The following is a 23,279-nucleotide window of genomic DNA, read 5'->3' as shown; positions in this document are numbered from 1 at the left end:
AATACTATGGATAGAATTCAAGTTCCCACCCAATCCCGATCTAGCATACAAGATTTCATGCTCCTGTCGTATCTAATTCGTAAGCGGAAAGTGAGGCATCTAGAGGTATGAAAGCAACTGGAATTGTCCGTCGGATAGATGATTTAGGGAGAGTTGTGATTCCCAAGGAAATACGACGCACACTACGCATTCGCGAAGGTGACCCTTTGGAAATTTTCGTAGACCGCGATGGTGAAGTGATTCTCAAGAAGTATTCACCTATTGGTGAACTTGGCGATTTCGCCAAGGAGTATGCAGAATCCTTATTTGAGAGCACCAATCATGTAGCCTTGATCTCTGATCGAGACAATATTATTGCCATGGCTGGCGGATCCAAAAAGGATTATTTGGAGAAATCAGTGGGGTCAATTATTGAATCCTGCATGGAAAACCGCAAAGCGCTGCTGGAAAGCAGCAGTGGACAGTTCGAGATCATTAAGGATACCGTTGAAACGTTCTCCTCTTTTGTAGCGGCACCGATCGTTGCAGGAGGAGATCCGATCGGATCGGTCATTCTAGTCTCCAAGGATGACAATGTAAAAATGGGCAATATGGAAGTGAAAATGGTAGAAACCGCGGCTGGATTCCTAGCCAAACAGATGGAGCAATAGAAAAAAACAACTCGCAAAAGCTTCCTTACTCAGATGATGCCATCTGTAAGCGAAGCTTTTTTTGTCTGCTATGGCTGATTTCGTTATAATACGTCTATAGGAATTAATCAGATTGAGGGGACATGGTTATGAAGGAAGCCGGCAAGGAGCATGTCGTTGAGAAAGAAGAGCTCCAGGGGAATGTCGGTAAACAAGGCGGGAAGCTGCTAAAAGGGGCCGCTGTTCTCGGAGGCGCGGCTATTCTGTCTAAACTGTTAGGTACCTTGCAAAAGATTCCGCTGCAAAATGTAGCAGGCGATACGGCATTTGGGATCTATAATGCGGTATATCCGCTTTATATATTAATTTTATTTGCAGCTACGGCCGGTTTTCCGGTTGCTGTATCCAAGTTCGTGGCTGAACGCGTCATTCATGACGACCACCAGGGAGCCAAGCGTATTGTCCAGGTATCCGCAGCTGTGCTGTTAAGCACAGGGATCGTCTTGTTTCTGTTGTTGTATTTGGGCGCCGGCGAAATTGCTCGCTGGATTGGCATCAGCCAGACGGAAAACGCGATTCGAAGTGTATCGTTTGCCTTGCTGTTATCGCCGTTGCTTGCTGTGCTGCGCGGGTATTTCCAAGGATATCAGAATATGCTGCCTACGGCTGTGTCGCAAGTGATTGAACAACTGATAAGGGTCATCACGATGGTCGCTCTTCTTCTCTACATGGTGGCGCTTGCCTACGACGAAGAATGGATTGCAGCAGGAGCTACGTTTGGCTCTGTAACAGGGGCCGCGGCAGGACTGCTTGTGATGGGCATGTATTGGCGCAAGGCGATGAAGGAGGAGCGGGATCGGCAGCAGAGGGCTCAGGGAGCATCTGGTAGAAGTGCGCTCGCTTCCACGGAGCTGACGTCTTGGCAGTGGGCGAAACGGATTACGGCCTATGCCATTCCGGTTTGCCTGGGAGCCATTGTGGTCCCGCTGCTGACCTTGGTCGATACCTTTACCATGCCGCGGCTGCTTGAGGCCGCGCAAGGCAGCGAGGGAGAGGCTATGCGGCAGTTTGGGCTGTATAATCGCGGTCTTCCGCTGATTCAGCTCGTTGTGATGATTGCCTCCTCCATGTCCGCGGTGTTAGTCCCCGCGATGGCGGAAGCGAAGGCAAGGGGCCAGGTTGAGGTTATTCGCTTCAGAGCGGAGATGGCCGTAAGGCTCTCTTGGCTGATCGGCCTTGGGGCCTCGTTCGGGCTGGCTTTTGCGGCGGTGCCCATCAATGTCATGCTGTACAAAAGCGATGAGGCGAGCTGGACGATGGCCGTGCTGGCCTTCACGGCCCTGTTCAGTACGCTGAACGCTGTCTCCGCCAGCGTTCTCCAAGGGGCCGGCGCGATCAGCATGCCGGCGAAGGCTCTGCTGGTTGCCATCGTGCTGAAAGCACTCGGCAACGTGGTGTTCATGCCCCGCTGGGGCATCGACGGCGCCGCGCTGAGCGCGGTGATCGCCTATGCCGCTGCGGCGGGGCTTAATCTGGTGCAGCTTCGCCGCTGCACCGGGGCGCGCTTCGCGCTGCGGCCGTACGCCGTCAGTCCCGCGCTGGGCGTGGGACTGATGGGCGGCTGCCTCGCAGCGCTGCAGCTGCTGGCCATGCCCGCTGTGGCGGCATGGCACGTGCCTGAGCGATTGAGCGCGAGCGCAATCGCCTTGGTGTGCGTAGTCGGCGGCGCGGCCGTCTACGGGCTTGCGCTGCTGCGCAGCGGCAGCATCAGCCGCGAGGAGCTGCGGCTGATGCCGGAGCTGGACCGGAAGCTGGCGCCGGTCCTGGCGAAGCTGTGGCCGGCGAAGACAGCCGCCGGCCCCCGTGACCGCAGCTAATGAGAAGCTGCGCCGCATTTATCTGACTGACGGATCACCGGTGCCGACTTCAGGTATTCCGATTATATAGCGGAACAAGGATAATCATCGTTCATTTCGCAACGGCTGCGTGTGCAAAGGGAACTACAATCCGCTATCTGAGCGAAAATGGACCATTCCGCTTGCTTAGCGGAACTACAGGGTCTTATATCTTTCGAATCTAAGGTTTTTGCGGTGAAACTGCTGGAATAGCGGAACACAGTTCCCTCTGAAGCACAGAAGAGGCGGTTATGGCACAAATAAGGGAACGCAGTTCCCTTTGAGATGCTGGAGAGACTACGTAGGGACGCTGGAAGACAGCGAAGACTCCGGAGAGAGACGGCTATGCCACGAATAGCGGCAATGCTTGCGCATTGTTCGCGTTCCTTGCACTTATACAATACCAATTCAGGAGGTGTTCCTTATATGTCAAACAACAACGCACAGCTTACCGTCGTCGGGCTTGGAACAGGAGACGAAGATCAGCTAACCTTGGGAGTATGGAAGAAGCTGCAGCTGGCCTCCCAATCACAATCCGTGCTGTACCTGCGCACGAAGGACCATCCTATGGTGCATATGCTGGATACCAATCAGATTCCTTACGAAACGTTCGATGAGAATTACATGGCTCACCAAAGCTTTGAGCAGGTGTATGAATCCATAGCGGAGGCGTTGATGCAAACGGCCAAGCAGCAGGCTGGCGAGGTCATTTATGCGGTTCCAGGACATCCGATGGTGGCGGAATACACGGTTCAGCTTCTGAAGCAGCGCTGTCCTGAAGAGGGGATTTCTCTAACCATTCTGGGGGGAGAAAGTTTTCTGGATCAGGCCTTCCTGCGGTTTGGTTTTGACCCGATTGATGGCTTTCAACTGCTGGATGCGACCAGTCTGAGCCGTTACACGCTGAATCCGCACCTTCATACCGTTATTGGACAGGTGTATGATACGTATACCGCTTCAGACCTCAAAATCAGCCTCATGGATATGTATCCTGATGATTATCGCGTTGTTGTGGGCCATTCCTTAGGTGTGACTGGGCAAGAACAAATGTTCGATGTGCCGCTGCATGAGCTTGACCATGTCAAGGGCTATGGCAATCTGTCTCTGGTCTGGGTGCCAAAAAGTGAGAAGGATGAGGAAGACTACCGCACCTTCGGCCGCTTGCATGAAATCGTCCAAATTCTACGTAGTCCGGAAGGCTGCCCATGGGATCGTGAACAAACGCATGCCAGCCTCCGCAAAAATTTGATCGAAGAAGCCTACGAAGTCCTTGAAACGATTGATGAGGATGACCCGGACCATATGTGCGAGGAACTTGGAGATCTGCTTCTACAGGTTATGCTGCATGCCCAGATGGAGGAAGAGATCGGCACGTTCACAGTCTATGATGTGATCGCTACGCTTAATGAGAAGCTGATCCGGCGTCACCCGCATGTCTTCGGTGAGAACAAGGCCGAGGATGCGGATGAGGCGCTTGTGAATTGGAATGCCATGAAGGCAGAGGAAAAGCGCAAGAAGGGCATCGACGTTGCGAAGCAATCCGCTTTGGATGGCGTTCCGCGTGAGCTGCCAGGGCTTATGAAGGCGCTGAAGCTGCAGAAGAAGGCGGCGGCCGTTGGTTTTGACTGGACAGAGCTGGAGGATGTGCTCAAGAAGGTGGATGAAGAGCTGGCGGAGCTTCGGCAAGCCATCGCTGATCCTTCGGAGGATGGGGCCGCAGAGCAGCTGGACGAGCTCGGAGATGTGCTTTTTTCCATCGTGAATGTGGCTAGATTCCTTAAGCTTGATCCGGAAGATGCCATCGCACAGACGAATCGCAAATTCGTTGCGCGGTTTTCCTATATCGAGGATCAACTACGTTTAAGAGGCCTTTCTTTTGAACAAACTGAGTTATTAGAGATGGAAAAATATTGGCAGGAAGCAAAAAAAGTTGCAAAACTTAAACAAGGATAGAAGGATTTTAGCGAAAAAGGCAGAATACTAAGTTGGGTGTAAGGTTGAATATGGAAATGTAACCACTATTGGTACATAGAAGACTTTGATCTTCAAACATTTTTGGGAGGTAAAGAAAACACATGAACAAAACAGATTTGATCAACAACATTGCAGAAAAAAGCGGACTTACTAAGAAAGACGTAGAAGTCGTACTTAATGGATTCCTTGGTGAAGTCACAGACGCTCTTTCATCCGGAGATAAAGTTCAATTAATCGGTTTCGGTACGTTCGAAACTCGCAAACGTTCCGGTCGCACAGGCCGCAACCCACAAACGGGCAACCCGATTGTAATTGCAGAATCCAACGTTCCTGCTTTCAAAGCGGGCAACAAACTTAAAGACGCAGTTAAATAATGCGAATCGATAAGTTTCTGAAAGTATCTCGTCTGATCAAACGTCGTACCGTCGCGAAGGATGTGTCCGATCAGGGGCGTGTCTGGATTAACGGCCGTGATGCCAAAGCGAGTACACATGTGAAAGTCGGAGATGAGCTGTCCATTCAATTCGGCCAGAAAAAGGTGACGATTCGAGTGGAAGTTCTGTCGGAGTCAACTCGCAAGGAAGACGCTGCTCAGATGTACTCACTGCTCAAGGAAGAAGCTTTTCAATCCGAATAAAGCTGCAATTGTGAAATAGTCCGAGATTCCTGAATAGGGGTCTTGGGCTATTTTTTTGAAATCAAGCGTTTCTCATGGACACTTTCTTTCTAGGCTTGTTCAGGTTCCGTCTGGGCTCGCTGCGCATATCATACATCAAAGAATAATGAATTAGGTGGTGGAGGGATGCATTGGTTTACAATTGTGGCGATCGGCATTGCCGCAAATCTAGATAATTTGGGCATAGGCTTATCCTTTGGCTCGCGTTCAACGAAAGTGCCGCTGTTGTCCAACCTGCTTATTGCTTTGCTATCGATGGCTGCAACCTACGTGGCTATGTCAGCTGGCATCTATGTTTCGCATCTCCTGTCCCCATCCGTGGGCAATTTGATCGGTGGTAGTATTATTATCCTTTTGGGTGCATGGGGATTGCGAGCAAGCTTGAAGCGATTTAGAGATACGGCCAGGGAGGCCCAATTAGGCGAGCAGTTTGCAGGGATGGCCCAAAGATCAGATAAGGATGGGGATCACGTTATTTCGTGGGGAGAATCGTTATCTCTGGGCTTTGCGCTGTCCATCAACTGCCTGGCGAGCGGCTTGGGTGCCGGGGCTAGTGGCGTCTCTCCGATCCTTTCGGCGATCTCGGTGGGTGTCTTTTCTCTTCTAACTGTAGATATGGGCATTCGTATGGGCAGCAAAATTGCCAAGTCTTGGTTCGGACGATATGCGGAGCTGTTGGGATGTTTGTTGTTAATTGTCATAGGCTGTTATGAATTGATCGTGTAAACGTTCGTGTGAGCAAAGGGGAGAGTGTTTGTCGATTCATGGAACGGGCTCTCCTCCTATGAAAAAGCCGTATATTTTATTAATGATGACCGTGTTCAGTGGTTCTAAAAGAGGACATCCCCCCATATCGTAAGGATAGATGAAGGAGGGGTACAGGCCATGATCGAACCGGTGAAAAACAATAAACGGCAAGAAATCAAAATGCTTAATCGCAAGCTCTTGGAGATCTCCGGAGTTTTGAACGTAGAAAGCTTTGACAGTGAAGAGTTCCTCCTGGAAACGGAAATGGGCTACTTGATGATTAAAGGCCAGAATTTGCACATTAAGAATTTAAGCTTGGAGCAAGGGTTAGTCGCCATTGAAGGATTAATTCAGGAATTATCTTATGTGGACGGGAATACCCAGGAGAAATCCAAAGGGTTCCTTGGTAAATTATTCAAGTGACCCTTCACGTTCAGTTCCAAACGATCTTCATGATGTTCCTGAGCGGAGTCGCCATATGCGCGATTTTTGATGTGTTTCGTGTGCTCTCTGGCAAGCTGAAGCTGCCGCGTTGGACGATTCCGCTCGTTGATATTGTATATTGGATTGTGGCGACAATCCTTGTGTTCCGTCTGCTTCTTTACAGTAATGAAGGACAAGTTCGTGTGTTTATCTTTCTGGGGTTGGGCATCGGCGTCTGTTTTTATTTCGCTTTACTCAGTAATCTGGTTATTCATCTTACCCTGCTAATCATCCGAATCATCATTGCGATCTACCGCTTTCTTGCCAAAACTGTCGAAATCGTCCTGATTAAACCGATTATTGGCTTATATCGTCTAACGGTGATAATTTTAGGCTTTTTGCTTGCTGTAGCTATATTCCTTTACAGAATTGTGCTACAATTGCTTTATCCTTTTTGGAGATTGCTCCTGTGGATGACTCGGCCTGCCCATAAATATTTCGTGGTACCTGTTTGGTTGAAGAAACTAATGGGTAATATCATTACGATCTATCGCAGGTTATTCTCTAAGTAGGAGGAAGTCCTATATATGCAAGCTCGTGCAACCGTACCATCATCTAAGCGCAGCGCTAGCATAGGCTCAAAGCGAAGACTGCGTTTTCTTTTGATCTTTGTCCTATGTTTTATGAGTTGGGCTGCTGTTAACATTTGGGGGCAGTTCGCAAAGCTACACGAAAAGAGCAGTGTCGTCGCAAATATGGAGCAACAACTCGTTGAAGCGAATAAGCTCAAAGAGCAAACAAAGAGAGAAATTGCTAGACTTCACAATGACGAATATTTGGATCAAATCATTCGCCGGGATTTTCACTATAGCAAAACGGGAGAGACGCCACTGAGTGTCTCCAAGTCGCAATAAAAATTATAAGAAGAAGCGGCTCATGCCGTGTTGACCGGGGTTTCTGCATCGGTTATAATCGGCGTAGCCAGTGTTTTCAACATTTTAAGGGAGGAACATTTTACTTTATGGCAATTGAAGTTGGCACCAAGTTAGAGGGTAGAGTGACGGGGATTACTCACTTTGGAGCATTCGTCGAGCTTGCTGAAGGAGTTACCGGTCTTGTTCACATTTCGGAGATCGCGGACAATTATGTGAAAGACGTTAATGACCATTTAAAGCTGGAAGACAAAGTAACGGTCAAAGTGATTAACGTGGACAAGGATGGCAAGATCGGACTGTCGATCAAGCAAACGGTTGACAAGCCAGTTGAGGAAAGACCTGCTCGTCCTGAACGTACAGGTGGCAGCAGCTATCAAGGACGCCCAAGCGGAGATCGTCCAAGCGGCGGTTATCAAGGCGGACGCCCAAGCAGTGGCGGAGAACGCAGTGGCCCTCCAAGCGGTGGTCCAGGTGGTGGTGGCGGTCGTCCAGGTGGCGGCGGTGGCTTCAATCGCGGCGGCGGCGGTGGCGGCGGACGCGGCGGCTTTAACAAGCAGCAAGGCGGAGCTAGACCCTTCTCGTTCGAAGATAAAGTATCTCGTTTCCTTAAAGATAGTGAAGAGCGGATTTCGTCTTTGAAGAAGAACACCGAGTCCAAACGCGGTGGCCGAGGCGGAAGAAGAGATTAATAGATGCAAGTCACGAACCACATTCGCTTCGGCGGGTGTGGTTTTTTGTTCGTTTTCGGGAGCTTGGAGCGGGTTAGCGCGAACGGTATTCGTCATCGGGTTCCGTCACAAGGCCTTAGAAGGGAGAGAAGGGAGAGATCTGTCGACATGGTATTACGGGTATCTCCCTCATACGCAGGGCGAAAGTTCGAGGTAATCAGACTTCTGGAAACGTTCTCAAATGAATAAAGCGAGTCTAGGCAAGGGCTGAGGCATGGTGACAAAGCTGGCGTGGCTTGTCGGAAATTTCTTTGAAACTATCAACTCATTCTGACAAACTTTCTGCTAGATTGTCTCTATACTAGAGAAACAAATAAGGATGGAATGGATGGTGTTCGCAAACATGCAAAGAAGAAGCATAGGTACAGTGATTGGTGGCGGGTGGACAGGATTTTGGCAGAAAGCCAAGACAGGCGCTCAAAGCGCAGCCGTGGAAAACCGATTTGTGCAAGCATTTGTAGCTAAGAAATGGTCAATGCTGCTGGTCGTTATGGCCTTCCTGCTCGGACGTGCCATGATTTTGGAACAGCTGTCCCCGTTCGCGCTAGCTTTTATCGCGGTCATTTATTTTACGAGGAGAGATATTTTACACTGGGTCGGGGTTGCCGCTTTCGCCGGTAGTTTATTATCGCTCCATTCGAATACAGGTTATCTCGTTACCGAAATTATCGTTTTCTTACTCATCCAAAAAGCGCTGGATAAATTCGAGCGTTCGGATCTTTCGTTGGCTCCGCTTCTCGTATTCAGCTCCACGTTCCTGGTACAGCTTTTTGCAGAGCTCGTAGTCTCCAATTTAAGCTGGTACACCCTAATGATGATCACCGTAGAGGCACTGCTGAGTCTGGTGCTGACCTTGATTTTTATACAGGCCATACCTGTCTTCACACTTACCCGTAAAAACTATCATTTGAAACACGAAGAAATTATTTGTTTAATTATCCTTTTGGCGTCGGTCATGACAGGGACAGTAAGCTGGAGTATCGGCCCTGTCACAGTGGAGCATGTGTTATCCCGTTACTTGATTCTATTATTTGCCTTGGTCGGCGGTGCTCCTTTCGGGGCTTCGGTCGGCGTCATTACAGGCTTGATTCTAAGTCTTGCCAATAGCAATGCGATCTATCAAATGAGTTTATTGGCCTTCTCCGGCATGCTGGCCGGCCTTCTCAAGGAGGGGAACCGCTTGGCAGTTGCTTTCGGCATGCTGCTGGGATCAGCGATTCTCTCGTTCTATATGGGGACGGGGGTGGATGTGCTTAACTCCATGTGGGAGTCGCTGGCCGCTGTAGCACTCTTCCTTCTGACCCCGCGCAGTCTTGTTCTGACTCTTGCCAAATATGTGCCAGGCACGCAGGAAAATCTGAAATCGCAGCAGGATTATGCCAAAAGGGTGCGTGACGTGACAGCGGGCCGTGTGGAGCAATTCTCGGAGGTATTCCGTCAGTTGTCGCGCAGCTTCAAACAGTTAACAACGGATGATGCCGTAAGCCGCAAAGAGGAGGAAGTTGGGCATTTCATGAATGCTGTTGCACAGAAGGCCTGTGATTCCTGTTGGAAGAAAAGCCAATGCTGGGATCAGAAATTTTATCAAACTTACACCTATATGACCGATATGATGACTAATATTGAGACAAAGGAGAATATGACGAAGAAGCAAATACCGGCCGAATGGAAGAAGGTTTGTATACGGACGGAGCAGGTGCTGGATGTGATGAAGCAGCAGTACAGCTTGTACAAGAATGATTTGCATTGGAAAAAACAAATTATGGACAGCCGCCATCTCGTCGCAGACCAGCTTTCCGGCGTCTCTCAGGTTATGGAGGACCTGGCAAAAGAAATTAAGCGGGAAGGTCAGGAGCTCTTCCTGCAGGAAGAACAAATTCGCAATGCGCTGGAGGAGCTTGGCTTATCGATTCATACCATTGACATTATTTCCTTGGATGAAGGAAATATCGAAATCGAGATCATTCATCAATATACGAAAGGCTTCGATGAATGCCGGAAAATCATTGCGCCGCTGCTCAGCGAAATCATCGGCGAGAACGTCGCCGTGATGCGCGAAGAGATGCACGCGCGCGGCGAGGGCTACAGCACGGTCGTCTTCGGCTCCGCCAAGGAATACGAGGTCGAGACCGGTGTCGCCGGCGCAGCCAAAGGCGGCGACCTCTTCTCGGGCGACAGCTTCTCCACGGTGGAGCTGGGCAATGGCAAGTATGCCGTGGCGCTGAGCGACGGCATGGGCAACGGCGAGCGCGCTCGCGCAGAGAGCCAGACCGCCCTTAGTATCCTGCAGCAGCTGCTGCAGTCAGGTATGGACGAGAAGCTCGCGATCAAATCGCTGAACTCGGTGTTGATGCTGCGTTCCTCGGACGAGATGTATGCGACGGTAGATATGGCTTTGATCGATATGTACAACGCGAATACCACGTTCATGAAGATTGGTTCCATCCCCAGCTTCATCAAGCGCGGGAATGAGGTCATTTCCATTTCGGCAAATAATTTGCCGGTGGGCATCCTGAGCGAAATCGAGGTTGACCTCGTTTCGATTCCGCTTCAATCGGGCGATATCCTCGTCATGATGACCGATGGCATCTACGATGCACCAGGGCATGCGGTGAATAAGGAGATGTGGATGAAGCGGATGATTCAGGAAATTGATACGACCCTGCCGCAGGATTTTGCAGACTGCTTGCTGGAGCGGATTTTCCGCCACCATCACGGCGAGATTCAAGACGATATGACGGTTGTTGTGGCCCGCATCGAGAAAAGGCAGCCGGAATGGGCTACGTTCCGCTGGCCGGGCATCACACGCATGGAGCGTCCCAAGACGGTCAGTTAGCTGATGAAATAAAAGCTGCTTTCTCATAAGCCATGATTAGTTATTGAAGCTGGTGGGCTCACAGAGTCGGAAACCTGCGAAAGTGCAGGCTTTTTTCAACAAAATAGGAGGGAGAGCGGAAAGCCTGCGATTATGCAGGCTTTTCAAGCTTTTCCATCCTGAAATCAGAAATAGGCCGTAAAAACATGCATAATTGCAGGAATTCATTGATTTTCAGCTAAATCAGGCTCAAAAAGATGTATTATCGCAGGTTTATGTATGGACAGCTTTTTTCTACTTGTAGATGAGCTCCTGGCGGGGCTGAAATAGAAATCCCCCCCTGTGGAAGCAGGAGGATAGGAGCTTCGACGGAACTTTTCAATGCGATAACTAGTCGCCGGTTACCTGCCGAGTCGTTATTGCGCAATCCTGATGTTTTCGATAGAGTATCAATGCTGCGACAATAATTCCGGCCAAGAATACGGCAGTAGCAGCTAGACTTCCTTCAAGGCCAAAAGCGCCTCCCGTCAGCCAATCAGGCCCAGTCAGAGAGATAGGGAACAGACGCCCTCCCTCTTGCGCACTTCCCCCGGCATCAGCACCGAAGAGGTTAGCTAATGCCCAGTTCCATACCGTATGCCAAGCGCATACTCCCCAGAGCGAGCCATCGGCGATGCGATAAAGCGCAAGAAACAATCCAAATAGAAATAGATTGCACAGGACAAGAGGAGAGAAGCCATTGTTCAGAGAATGAGCACATGCAAAACACAGCGAAGAAAGCAGCACCCCGATCCATGGCTTCGTGCGAACGCTTAAGTTCTGAAGCAGAAAGCCGCGATATAAGGTCTCCTCCGCAGAAGCCTGAACCGCCCATCCCAAATAAACGAGCAAGATCCCTCCTAATGCGCGAAAACCTTCCATAGGACCGTTTACTGGCACAAAATGTACAACGTCTAAGATGGCAGCAAGTCCGACCATTGCGCCCATCATAAGGAGTCCGCTGCCTAAACCGTATAGGTAACCAGTGAGACTTATCTGACGCCAGAAACCGACTGTCCAGAAGGCACGACGTTCAAACCCTGCCAGCCAACCCCACAGTAAAAAGTAGACGGGTACGAACGAGAGCCATAAGCTCAGTACTTTCGCAAGAGCGGATAAAATAACAGGCTGATGCGACAGCAGTTGTTCAAGCGACAAAAGAACAGGCTTTAGAGGCAGCAGCTCAGCGAGTACGATACTGATTAAGAGGATAAAGAAGGAGAGCAGCACGCTTAATGCCGGATGTGTCAATCGCTTACCTTGTTTAGCCCATATAAATATGGATGCTTGAGCCTTCAAAAAAGTTTTCATAAAATGGCTCTTGTTCCTCCCTTCCCGTACGCTCGAATTGCGATTTTCTACTTTGCTGGTATTTACCGGTTCCGTCTCGGCATCCACAAAAACATCATAGCTGCACAAACTAAACTTGTTATTAACAGATGTAAACCATCCCTAAAACAATTCTAAACTTTTTATAATGGGGGTCCCACTAGGGGGTGTTTTAAAATCTTAGCTTGATGAGCATGAGGACAGTTCCCTTTTCTTAATGGCATTTTTAACCCAAATAGGTTGCGTTTAGAATTACTATCGTGCTTAACTAGGAAGTAGACGTATTCCGCAAAGAGGTGTCGAAGATGAAAGTTCTTTTGGTTGATGATGAATCATTAGCTTTGAGGAGCATGGAGAAGCTGCTGAGCAAACACGGGGATATCGAAATTGCAGCTTCTTTGATGGACCCGCGGCAGGCTTTGGTCTTTGCTGTGGAGCAGAAATTGGATGCGATATTTCTAGACCTGGAAATGCCGGAAATTGGCGGCATGGAGCTGGCCGCAAGGTTGTCTACTGTACAGCCTGATGTAAATATCATATTCGTTACGGCTTTTGACCAATATGCGGTGGATGCCTTTGAATTAAATGCTTTGGATTATATATTGAAGCCGATATCGGAAAGTCGATTAGGCAAAACCTTGAATCGGGTACGCAAAGCCCTTGCAGAGGCATCTCCTGATGTTGACGCGCAAGAGACGGGCACTATGCTCTGCTGCTTTCAGTCCCTTCACTGGATACATGGAGCTGCAGGGGTGCAGTCTTTTTCCTGGAGAACCAATAAAACACAAGAACTGCTCTCTATTTTGCTTCATCATCGCAATGGTCCTGCCCTTCATAAGGAAGTGCTGCTGGACATGTTGTGGCATGAGCAGGATCCAGCCCGGGCAGGTGTGCAGCTGCATACGACCATATATCAAATACGGAAAATGCTGAAGGAGCAGGAGTTGGCTGTTCAGGTCGTTTATGAGCACGAAGGCTATCGTTTGCAGCTAGATCAGATGCGTGTGGATGTGGAGGTCTGGGAAGCGGGATTGCTGAAGTCTCCTGAGCTGTCTGTGGCTGAGCTAGGTGCTCATAAAAGACTGCTGGATATGTACAAAGGCGATTATTTTGGAGAATCTCAGTATGTATGGGCAGAAAGTGAAAGGGAGCGTTTGCGGCTCCTTAGATGGACGTATCTGCAGCGTTTTGCTGATTTTTGCTTGGAGCAAGAGCTTTTGCAGGAAGCGGGAGAAGCTTATCAGCAGATGAAAGAGCAATTTCCTTTGGCGGAAGATGGCTACTTTGGTTTGATGCAGGTTTACCACAAACGCGGTAACTTTGCCGAAATGAAACAGCAGTATGCCATGCTCCGAAATCGGCTGCAGGAGGATCTTGATATTCCCCCAAGTAAAGCGATTATCAATTGGTATAATGAGTCTTTTGGACAGAGGGCATAAAGCAAAATCACTGCCGTATCTACGCATATAATTACATTGAACTCCTAACTGGCGTATGTTATGATATTTTCATATTCTAGTAACTTTTGAAAAAGGCAAACCTGTCGAAAGGCAGGGACGCAAAGCCACGAGTCTAAGGCATTATGCTATGATCGTCGGGCCGCCAAGAGGCAGCGGAGCAATCCACCTCTTTTGGCTTCATACAAGGGAGGTTTTTTGTCATGTTTACTAAATTTAAAATGCTAGTCGTATCGTCCGCAATCTGTTTGTTTGTCCTCACTACGAGTGTGCATGCTGAAGCTGGCAGTGCGCAAGCGGAGGTTAATACACGGCCTAAGCTGGAGCAAACGATTAAAGAAGAATTGGCTAAGAAATCAGCGACGATTACGATTACATATACATCCAAGGATATGAAAGATTCCGCGAGTTATCTACAAGGAATTCGTGATTCTATTGATCATGCCCGTGAGACGGTAAGAGAAGATTTGTTTTGGGATTTAAAAGGTTTGTCTTATAAAATGAAGGGAAGCGTCGGCAATCTGACGATTACCTTAACGCCGGAATACTTGACAACCGCTGAGCAGGATGCGTACGTTGACAAGGAAGTCGATCGAATTCTGGGGGACATTGTGAAGCCGGACATGAGTGATTTCCAAAAGGAATCGGCGATTCATGACTATGTGGTTTCAACGACCTCGTATGAGGATTTAGATGAGATTGGGCATACGGCCTACTCAGCACTGTATAATCATAAAGCAGTATGTCAGGGGTACGCTATCCTCACGTATAAGCTTCTTGCAAAAGCAGGGATTGAAAGTCATTTGGTGGTCGGCTATCTGAACGGCGATCCGGCACAAACCCACATGTGGAACGAAGTTCATATTGAGAATAACTGGTACATGCTGGATACAGTCTTCGACGATCCAACTCCGGATCATCCAGGCGTGCAATCTAGAGAGTACTTTAATGTAACCAACGCAGCATTGAAAGATTTGGGTCATACATGGGTGGAAAGCGATTATCCGATCGCTGATACGCTTTATAAATAAAAAAGGAGCCCTAGGGCTCCTTTTTTTTCACAGCATGAAGGACTAAACGCGTATCGTCGGTTTCGTTGCTGCAAGTTACAAGGGTGAGAATTTCGTCCTCTTTTTGCGGGATGACAGGGGCTTGGAAAAAGGACTTCTTGCGATATTGATCGATAGCTTGAGTGAAGGTCTGAGTGTTGTCATAGGAAATATCCACGGTATCTTTACTCGCATCAATGGTATAAACGGAGAAGATCTCCCAGCTCGTTTTCTGATCGATTGTTTCCAGAAGAATATCGCGATTCGCCAAGAAAAAGTCTTTATTTTTATAATTCTGAAGGCTGCCAAACATGGAACCATCTATCATATTGTGCCCATAAATAATGATGTTCCTTTGTTGTTGGCTAAGATCAACCCGATAGTCCATAAATATGCTGCCGTAAATGGATTCGTGGCCTGCTGCATCCTTATGTAAATAGTACTCATTATCTTTATGCTGGACGACTGGATAATCGACGCTAGTGCCGTCAATATGCAGCCAGCCGACGATTTCTTTGTTAATGGCAAGCAAGCTGTTCCAATTGATACTTGGAGGCGTTGAGGCAGGGCTTGTTTCACCTGTGATTGCTCCTTGCCCGGGATTGGAATCCACAATAGGTAGAGCCTGGTATGTTGTCTGGGTGGTGTGGATGCTTGCAAATTGTTGCTTTAACTGCTCGGCTTGCTTGCTTTGGGCCTGCTGCGTGTAGAGGTCTATGGCCAAAAGGGAAGCTCCCCCTACGATTAATAACGAGGCTGCCCCATACAGCAGTCGATATCTTACAGGCTTGGTAGATGAAGACCTAGGAATCATTTCTTCCCCTTTCTATAGCTATAGTACAACAGCGGTTTGGTGGAAAAGAAGCAGGGGCGGCTTAAAGCCACCCCTGTCTGCCTTTATTTGTTTCTGCGCTGCTGCCAGCGTACGGCTCCAAGAGCGCTCAATCCGGCAAGAACCATAGCTAGTCCTGTCAGATAGTAGGTACTATGGGCCGCTTGGCCAGTTTTTGGAACGAGTGAGGTTTTCGTAGTGCCTTTCTTGCTGCCCTTCGGAAGCACATTCACATTAATCTTCTGATAATCAATATCACCATTATCATTGGTGACTCCGACTGTAAAGGAATCATCGCCATTAAATCCTTCTTTGGGCGTATAGATCCAATTGCCGTCATCCGTTAATTCCACGGTTCCGTTCTTAGGTTGTTCTTCCACGGTTACCGGTCTAGGATTGTTTTCACCTGCGTTTGGTATTTTACCAGTTACAGGTGTATTTTCGTCTGTAACAGCTGGCTGCACAGGAACCGTTGTTGGTCCTGGCGTTGGAGCAGGCGTAGGCGCAGGCGGTGCTGGCGTCGGTGAAGGTGTTGGCACACCTGGCGACGGTGTCGGCGTAGGCGTAGGCGCTGCTGGAGTTGGTGTGGGTCCAGGTGTTGCTGTTGGACCAGGCGTAGGACTTGGCGTAGGACTTGGCGTAGGAGCTGTACCGCCACCACCACCGCCACTGCCGCCACCACCATCACTGCTGTAAGGATAGATGCCAGCGTCTATCGTTCTATTGTCTTCTCCCGACACCAATACAATGTTGTATACACGGCCTGAGATGTTAGGATCGGAGTCAACCGCTCTATCTGGACCTATGTTATTGGAAGTAAAAGCAAAACCGGAGATAGGCGTGAAGGCGACTTCATAAGAACCGGGTTCCAGATCTTCGAACAAGTAGTTGCCATTCACATCAGTCTTCGTAGTTGCCACCACCACAGTAGGTGCATTTGAATGATAAAGGGTGACTATCGCGTTAGGCACGGCTTCTTCACCAGCATCCTGAATGCCGTTTCGGTTGGCATCCATAAATACTTTATCGCCCAGTTTAGCAAGCTTGTAGAATCCAGCATCAATAGTAAGGTCATTTACGGTTGCAAGGATCGAGATCTCATGGCTGAATTCGGTGACAGGATCTCTGTCTGAATCCTTCGTATCGTCGCTTCCTGCATTGGCTGGACTATCCTTAAAGCCACTAGGTTTAAGGAATTTCACTTTGTAGCTTGCGTTCAGAGGGAGATTGGTGAATAAATAGTGTCCTCCTCCATCAGTCGTCGTGGAGCTTAGCTTAGTATTCGTGCTTGCGTCGTACAGTTCAACGACAACTCCGGGAATGCCAAGTTCTCCGGCATCTTGAATGCCATTGGCATTCAGATCATGCCAAACGATGTCCCCGATAGAGCCGTTTGTTAGAAGGAACAATCCGGCATCCACCGACAAGTTATTATCGCCTGATAATAAGGTGACGGGCACTGTTCTTCCTGTAGTCGGATCTGCATCAGAGTCTACAAGGTCATTTCCGCCTTGAGCTTTGAGGGTGAAGTCATAGCCTAGAGGCTTTTTAAATTCAACAATATAGCTGCCTGGGTCTAGGTTGGTGAATTTATACAAGCCCGCGACATCGGTAGTTGTTGTCTTAATCACCGTTGTTGGATCAGACGCTAGATAGAGATTGACGACAACGCCTCCGAATGGGGAATCTCCTGCATCTTGAATGCCATTTTTGTTGGCATCCAAGAAAACATAATCGCCAAGACTAGCTGGCTTGTAAACACCTGCATCGTAGCTGTAATCGCGTCCGCCTTCATTTAATGTAATCACACTCGTGCTGGCATCTGCATCGGTGCGAGCCCCATAGATCGCATCGCTGTCTTTCTCATCATCCAAGCCGATGTTGGCTGGTGAAAAGAAGTCGTAGCCGGCAGGGCGACTAAATTTAACCACATAGCTGCCTGGAAGAAGGTTGGAAAAGTTATAAATACCGTTTCCATTCGTCGTAGTTGTATAAAGCGCAGCAGCTAGGTTGGACGCGTTGTAGAGTTTCACGGTCGCTCCGGATATGCCAGGTTCTCCTGCATCCTGAATCCCGTTTCCATTACGATCATGCCAAACTAGGTTGCCAAGCTCGGCAAGATAAAAGCCAGCATCAATCGTGTTATCCGTCTGTCCGGAGGTTAAGTTAATGACATGGCTTTTCCCTGTCACTTCGTCAGCATCCGAATCTTTGGTATCATCGCCGGGCTTGTTTTGAAGGGTTGCTTTATAGCCGGTTGGTCGGATGAATTCCACGATATAGGTATACGGATCTAGATCAGGGAAACTGTATCGGCCGTTGACGTCAGTCGTAGTTGTTTTCTTAAACGTTGTTTCAGGAACGTTATTTTTGTACAAGTTGACGACAACTCCGCCAATTCCTGGCTCTCCGGCATCTTGTACGCCATTCATATTGATATCGTTCCATACAAAATCGCCAATAGCACCTCTAGTGAAGATACCTGCATCAATGGTCATATTATGTTCATTAGCAGAAAGATGGGTACTGGCCCGATAAGTTCTATTGGTGCTGTCGTAGAGAGTAAAATCGCTATCTAATTCATCCGCATTGGGTCCACTCCCTTGATCATTAGGCGAGAGGTAGTAGTTGGCTGGCATGATGAATTCTACGGTATAGTCACCTGAAGCTAGATTTGGAAATTCATAGTAACCGGGTTTGCCAGTTCCGTGTTCATCACCGGTTCTGGTATAGGAGATCCGGTTGGTTAAATCGGAATTGCTGTAAAGATTAACGAGGATCCCATTAATACCTGTTTCTCCTGAATCTTGAATGCCGTCTGCATTGATATCTTTCCAAATGAAGTCTCCCAGACTGGCCGTGTTAGCAGGATAAGATTCAACTTCAAATCCTACCTTGTTGGGCTCGGAAGGCAAGAAGGCTTCTGGACCATTCACATCAGGGTAAGTAGCGCCGTAACCAAAGGAATTCCATGCAACCTTGTTGGTTGGAGCACTTACTGGCGCCCGCATATCCCATTCCAATACGATGGATTCTCCTGGAGACAGGATAACGCTACTGCCCAAGACAAACTTGAGTGCGGTAACCGTTGTAATGTCATCTGGAGGCGTTAAACTCCAACCAGTATCGTTATGTGGAGGAAGCGGTTGTGAAATATCTGACATATTTGGAGTGAGACTAGTTGAATAGAAGATCTGAACACCTGTTACAGAACGAGATTCGTTATTATCCGATTTCACGATCTTAAAATCGCCGCCGTTTGCACCGGTGACATTATTCACCAAATACGGTCTCCACTTGGTATCACGACCGTTGCTATCAACTACGCCTGTATCGCCAATACGAGGCAGCTTATCGATAATAACGACATTGGAGATAGGGCCGTTAGAATCTTTGTTGCTAACCCGGAGTTGATACATGGCTTTCCCGCCCGGCAAGGTCTTACCGTAAGCAGGCTCTTTGCTGAAGGCTGAGTCCAATTCGCCCTTAACCCATTTAATGGATTCCAGAGAGCCTTTGAATTTGACATACACGTCGATGGAAGCGGTAGCCAGCTTGGACGTAGCTGGGTTATTGTCCCAGTTATTCGTATCGTTGACTGTTGAGCTTCTATCATCGAGCGCACCTGAAGCTGCAGCGTACATCGTATTTTTAAAATAGCCGTTTGTTGTATTTGCTTTGACTTTTCCACTTACATTAACATCAATGTATTCTCCGGGTTGTAGTGTAATACCTGGGAAATCCCATTGATACACATTATAGTTGACGGAGTCTACTGTTGCTGTACGTTGGTTAAAAGTAATCGCAGCACCTGGAATCGACGTCGTTATGCCAGAGAGAGTCTTATATGCTGTGTAGGAAAAGTTCTCTAATTCCTTAGGAAACAGATCCACTACAGCCGGCATAGTCAGATCTCCGGTAGCATAGTCATGATTCTTAATCCGCAGCTTATAGGTAACGGTGTCGTCAATTTTGACAGAACCATTATTGACGGATTTGCTCGCAACAAGCCAAGGGAGAGATGCTGCTACCTTGATATCTACGGAATCCGTTTTAATGGGTAATGCCACAGAGGCATATTCGGATTTAAGCGTAGCGCTATTGGTAATAGTGTTACCTTCAGCAGCTGTATTAAGCAGTGTTCCTTTAACGTGAATATCGGAAGCAATGCGGAACCCGCTAGGTACGGTGCTGAAGTTCCAAGCAACCTTAGAAACGAAGGAGCCGCCGATGGCCAAGTCAGAAACATTTAATACATGACTGCTGCTCGTATCGAGATCCGCACCGTTTGTCCATGGAATCCAAGTAGGGTTATTGTCTTTTTGATAATACACATTAGCAACAACACCTGAATTGTTCGCGTAAGAACCCGTGGATACTTGGGTCAAGCGAATATCGCTTGGTATGGCATCTTCGACAATAAATTTATCCAAGGGCACGTTGCCGGTATTTCCGAAGCTGTTAATTTTATAATCAACAGTTTGGCCGATGGCGTACTTATCATTGGCTTGTCGGGAATCCTTATTGATGCCGCTTGTTCCTGGCAATGGGCTAGCAAGTAAATGGGTCGCAACTGCCGTATTTGTCGTTAAATTCGCACCGCCCAGACTCTTGCCTTTGGCATACACGGAATTCGTAACGGTTTGCCCTACACTAAAGGTAGGAGATGGGAAGTTCAGGACCACATTATAAACACGTTCCTGTCCCGTAGCTAAAGTAGGGAGGTTCCAGTAAACGGAGCCGGGAACCGATGTGTAATCACCGCCGTCAGCGGAAACAACTGTTGCACCGGGAGGCAAAGTATCAAAGATGCTTACGTTCTGGATGTTGGAACCGCCTGAGCTGTTCCCTTTTAGCTTAATCTGATAAGTAACATTACTGTTCAAAACAGGATCTACCGTTGGGACGATTTTTGTTTTGGAAATCGACCAATCGGTGGCATTCACGACGGCTGTTACAACAGGCGCGGAAGCAAGCGGAGAAGTGGCGCCGTCTGCCGTAGCGATTGCCGTATTTTTGGCGATGTCACCTGGTTGCGTTGTGCCTGGCTTGAACTTGGCTCTTAATTTCAAGATGCCAGTTTGACCATTGGCCAGAGGCGTTTTCATGACATACTTGACAACACCTGGCGTGCTTGAGTCCACATGATCGACATCTGCTGTCGTATCGGCATCGATGAAATCGAGTGTGTTCGGCAAATTATCCGTAATAACCATGTTGTCGGTATTGCCAATTGTGCCTGGATTCGCATACTTGATCGTATACGTAATCGTTTCTCCTGGCGCTGCGGTTGTTTTATCTACGGATTTCTCCAGAGTCAAAGAAACAGCGGCAGACGCAACAAAGTTGTAATACGGCAATATAGCCAGCGATAAGGCCATAAGCAGGAAAAGCACTCTTTTAGGAAATAGGAAGAGAGTCCTGCTTCTTTTCAAACCCAATAAATGTTCCATACATTGCTCCCCCAAAATCAGATGACATGAGCTGGCAATGTATTTTGTTGTAAAATATTCCAACTGCATGTCTCTCGAACGACTCTAAACCTTCATTCTTCTTGGCATAACATAAAGTACAGTTGTATTTGCGTTAATCTATGTCTGAAGATGAACAATCTTATCCATCAAGTAAGCGGTGCCTATGTAGTCGTGGAGATTGCCCGATTCATCGTCACCTCCTTCGGAATAAAGCTTCTGGACCTTCCATTCAACAAATTATGCCAAAAAAAGAATTCTTTTTATTACATCAAAGAAGACTGAACAAATTCTGAACAATTTTTACCTATTTCGACAAGATTCTCTTTGCTCTGACTGCGTCGACCGGGACAGCTTTCACAGGCCTTGGGGCAGGGATTCCTTCAACGATATAGAATAGAAATAAGGCACATTAATAGTGGGATTTTTTGGGAATGTATACTTACGTATGAGATCCATGAGAAAGGCAGGTACCTCTGGTGATTAGAAAAAAGCTGTCACTGTTATGTATCGTTCTTGGGATTATCATTTTTCTCTATCCGATGGCTAACGATCGGTATGAGAGCTTTCAGCAGCAGAAGATTTTGAAGCAATGGGAGGATAATCTGCAGATGATGGATCAGGCTGTTGTTGAGCCCGAGGAATCACTGCCGGAGGATGCGCCGGTCGTGGCTTCCCCTGAACCAGCGGTTGAGGTTGCGCCGACAAGCAGCCAGCAGGCTCCTGTGGCCGTCGCGGCAACGCCGAAGCCTGCAGCTTTGCCCAAGAACATGGAAGGTGTTCTCATTATCGATAAAATAGACCTCAAGCTGCCTATTCTAACGGATGCTACAGTGAATAATTTAAAAGTCTCCGTTGCCAGTATCGCCAATACCGGAAAAGCAGGGGCCATTGGCAATTATGCGATTGCGGGCCATCGAAATCTGACCTACGGGAAAAACTTCAATCGATTAGATGAAGTCACCGAAGGTGATTTAGTCGAAGTAGATACCGGGAATAAAAAGTATGTCTATAAAGTGGTTGATAAGCAGTACGTCCTCCCGGAAGACGTCTGGGTGCTCAAAGGCAACGGCAAAGATCGGGAGATTACGCTAATTACTTGCCATCCTATGGAAAATCCGACTCACCGTATTGCGATTAAGGGAATCTTAGTGCAGCCAGAGAAATAAAATATGTAATATTTTGTCTATTCAGAGATACAAGCCTATGTTAAGATTGCTGTATAGGGATTCGGTGCTTTTCTCCGATAAAGGCAAATCTAGCGAAAACTAGAGACGCAAAGCTAAAGGGCCTTCCTTAGTAGAACTAAGTTGGCAGCCAGTTACCGAAGGGAGATTTCTTGTGTTTACGAAACCAGTCAGACTAGCGATTCTTGCAGCGATACTAGGCAGTCTTGCCCCTCAAGGGATATTGGCAGCTTCCGCCTCGCCCATTATTGACAAAGTTGCTCTGAATAAGGGGATTATCTCGGTTAACTATGAAAGAGCGAAGAATACCAAAGTTCTCGTCCGAATCATGAGTGGGAATGTCAAATATGATTACACCTTCGCAGAGGGAGATCAGTACCCTTTGCAGCTGGGCAATGGCGCATATAGCGTGGTGATTGGCGAGTCTATAGGGACGAATAAATATAAAGTAGTTGCGCAAGAACAAATAGATTTGAAGATGGAAGACGAGAATGCTGTCTTTCTGCAGGCCATTCCACTGATTGATTGGACTATGGAGTCCAAGGCCGTCGTTAAGGCTAAGGAATTAGCAGACAGTAAAGAAACGGATATGGATAAAATAAAGGCCATTCACGGCTATATCACGACCCATTTTAAGTACGATTATGAGAAGGCCCAAACCGTTGCGGATAGTTATATACCTGATTTGGATATGGTTTACGAGGCGTCCGAAGGAATTTGCTACGACTATGCTTCTACTTTTGCAGCAATGGCAAGAAGTGAAGGAATTCCAACCCGTCTTGTTATGGGATATGAGATACATGCTCCTGAAACCTATCATGCGTGGAATCAAGTTTTCTTGAAGGAACGTAATGAATGGGTGACAGTGGATACCACGTATGATGCTGTGCATGTACAAGCTGGCGAAGCCGTAGAGTTAGAAAAAAACAGTGCTAATTATAAAGCAGCCAGAATATATTAAGATAGGGAAGTAACCTGTACTCATAATTGAGTGCAGGTTTTTTTGTTTGCCACTCTAGATGAAGAAATGTGAATTCCAATGATTTACAATACAAGTTGTATCATATACTATTATTAATGATACAACTTGTAT

At 47.8% G+C, this 23,279-nt stretch carries 18 protein-coding genes and 2 riboswitches; of the genes, 15 read left to right on the top strand and 3 right to left on the bottom strand.

Annotated elements, in window-relative coordinates; all coding sequences use genetic code 11:
* Window positions 1–107 precede the first annotated feature (107 nt).
* From spoVT to spoIIE, 11 genes are all read left to right on the top strand, one after another.
* Window positions 108–650, top strand: coding sequence for a stage V sporulation protein T (gene spoVT / locus HQN90_RS30515; RefSeq protein ID WP_173226216.1), 543 nt, complete (start codon window positions 108–110; stop codon window positions 648–650).
* Between the two features lie 128 nt (window positions 651–778).
* Complete coding sequence (locus HQN90_RS30510) at window positions 779–2,506, top strand: putative polysaccharide biosynthesis protein (protein ID WP_173226214.1); 1,728 nt, start codon at window positions 779–781, stop codon at window positions 2,504–2,506.
* 444 nt (window positions 2,507–2,950) lie between these two features.
* Window positions 2,951–4,477, top strand: coding sequence for a bifunctional methyltransferase/pyrophosphohydrolase YabN (gene yabN / locus HQN90_RS30505; protein ID WP_173226212.1), 1,527 nt, complete (start codon window positions 2,951–2,953; stop codon window positions 4,475–4,477).
* Between the two features lie 122 nt (window positions 4,478–4,599).
* On the top strand, window positions 4,600–4,872 hold the full coding sequence (locus tag HQN90_RS30500) for an HU family DNA-binding protein (protein WP_029197991.1): 273 nt from the start codon (window positions 4,600–4,602) through the stop codon (window positions 4,870–4,872).
* Window positions 4,872–5,135, top strand: coding sequence for an RNA-binding S4 domain-containing protein (locus HQN90_RS30495; RefSeq protein WP_079417123.1), 264 nt, complete (start codon window positions 4,872–4,874; stop codon window positions 5,133–5,135). Before HQN90_RS30500 ends, HQN90_RS30495 begins: the two co-directional genes overlap by 1 nt.
* Before the next feature lie 165 nt (window positions 5,136–5,300).
* Complete coding sequence (locus HQN90_RS30490) at window positions 5,301–5,900, top strand: manganese efflux pump (RefSeq protein WP_173226210.1); 600 nt, start codon at window positions 5,301–5,303, stop codon at window positions 5,898–5,900.
* A 159-nt stretch (window positions 5,901–6,059) separates the two neighbouring features.
* Window positions 6,060–6,344, top strand: coding sequence for a sporulation protein YabP (gene yabP, locus HQN90_RS30485; RefSeq protein ID WP_173226208.1), 285 nt, complete (start codon window positions 6,060–6,062; stop codon window positions 6,342–6,344).
* Complete coding sequence (gene yabQ / locus HQN90_RS30480) at window positions 6,341–6,916, top strand: spore cortex biosynthesis protein YabQ (RefSeq protein WP_173226206.1); 576 nt, start codon at window positions 6,341–6,343, stop codon at window positions 6,914–6,916. The genes yabP and yabQ overlap by 4 nt, the downstream gene beginning before the upstream one ends.
* A 15-nt stretch (window positions 6,917–6,931) precedes the next feature.
* Window positions 6,932–7,258, top strand: coding sequence for an FtsB family cell division protein (locus tag HQN90_RS30475; RefSeq protein ID WP_173226204.1), 327 nt, complete (start codon window positions 6,932–6,934; stop codon window positions 7,256–7,258).
* Window positions 7,259–7,365: 107 nt separating this feature from the next.
* Window positions 7,366–7,968, top strand: coding sequence for a S1 domain-containing RNA-binding protein (locus HQN90_RS30470; RefSeq protein WP_173226201.1), 603 nt, complete (start codon window positions 7,366–7,368; stop codon window positions 7,966–7,968).
* A 382-nt stretch (window positions 7,969–8,350) separates the two neighbouring features.
* The gene (spoIIE, locus tag HQN90_RS30465; RefSeq protein WP_173226199.1) at window positions 8,351–10,843 is read left to right on the top strand and encodes a stage II sporulation protein E; all 2,493 of its coding nucleotides are present in this window, start codon (window positions 8,351–8,353) and stop codon (window positions 10,841–10,843) included.
* Between the two features lie 369 nt (window positions 10,844–11,212).
* Here the strand turns inward: spoIIE and HQN90_RS30460 are convergent, their stop codons facing one another.
* The gene (locus HQN90_RS30460; protein WP_173226197.1) at window positions 11,213–12,172 is read right to left on the bottom strand and encodes a CPBP family intramembrane glutamic endopeptidase; all 960 of its coding nucleotides are present in this window, start codon (window positions 12,170–12,172) and stop codon (window positions 11,213–11,215) included.
* Between the two features lie 323 nt (window positions 12,173–12,495).
* On the opposite strand from HQN90_RS30460, the gene HQN90_RS30455 reads away from it, so the two are divergent.
* Window positions 12,496–13,629, top strand: a complete 1,134-nt coding sequence (locus HQN90_RS30455; RefSeq protein ID WP_173226195.1) for a response regulator — start codon at window positions 12,496–12,498, stop codon at window positions 13,627–13,629.
* A gap of 84 nt (window positions 13,630–13,713) precedes the next feature.
* A riboswitch (cyclic di-GMP riboswitch) is annotated at window positions 13,714–13,797 on the top strand.
* A 53-nt stretch (window positions 13,798–13,850) separates the two neighbouring features.
* Window positions 13,851–14,678 (top strand): transglutaminase domain-containing protein, encoded by an 828-nt coding sequence (locus HQN90_RS30450; RefSeq protein WP_173226193.1) that lies wholly within the window; start codon window positions 13,851–13,853, stop codon window positions 14,676–14,678.
* A 10-nt stretch (window positions 14,679–14,688) separates the two neighbouring features.
* Here HQN90_RS30450 and srtB read toward each other — a convergent pair whose 3' ends face one another.
* Both srtB and HQN90_RS30440 read right to left on the bottom strand, forming a co-directional pair.
* A complete protein-coding gene (srtB, locus tag HQN90_RS30445) occupies window positions 14,689–15,510 on the bottom strand; it encodes a class B sortase (RefSeq protein WP_173226191.1) in 822 nt (273 codons plus the stop codon).
* An 83-nt stretch (window positions 15,511–15,593) separates the two neighbouring features.
* On the bottom strand, window positions 15,594–20,981 hold the full coding sequence (locus tag HQN90_RS30440; protein WP_173226189.1) for an SdrD B-like domain-containing protein: 5,388 nt from the start codon (window positions 20,979–20,981) through the stop codon (window positions 15,594–15,596).
* Window positions 20,982–21,478: 497 nt separating this feature from the next.
* Here HQN90_RS30440 and HQN90_RS30435 point away from each other — a divergent pair, with 497 nt between their 5' ends.
* Entirely contained in the window at window positions 21,479–22,168 is a 690-nt protein-coding gene (locus HQN90_RS30435; RefSeq protein WP_338042409.1) for a class D sortase, read from the top strand.
* A 72-nt stretch (window positions 22,169–22,240) separates the two neighbouring features.
* A riboswitch (cyclic di-GMP riboswitch) is annotated at window positions 22,241–22,328 on the top strand.
* A gap of 12 nt (window positions 22,329–22,340) precedes the next feature.
* A complete protein-coding gene (locus HQN90_RS39750) occupies window positions 22,341–23,147 on the top strand; it encodes a transglutaminase domain-containing protein (RefSeq protein ID WP_173226187.1) in 807 nt (268 codons plus the stop codon).
* Window positions 23,148–23,279: the final 132 nt, after the last annotated feature.

The sequence above is a fragment of the Paenibacillus alba genome (assembly GCF_013204855.1).
In the GTDB taxonomy this organism is placed as follows: Bacteria; Bacillota; Bacilli; order Paenibacillales; family NBRC-103111; genus Paenibacillus_E; species Paenibacillus_E alba.
This window is presented reverse-complemented; position numbering and strand designations above follow the sequence as displayed.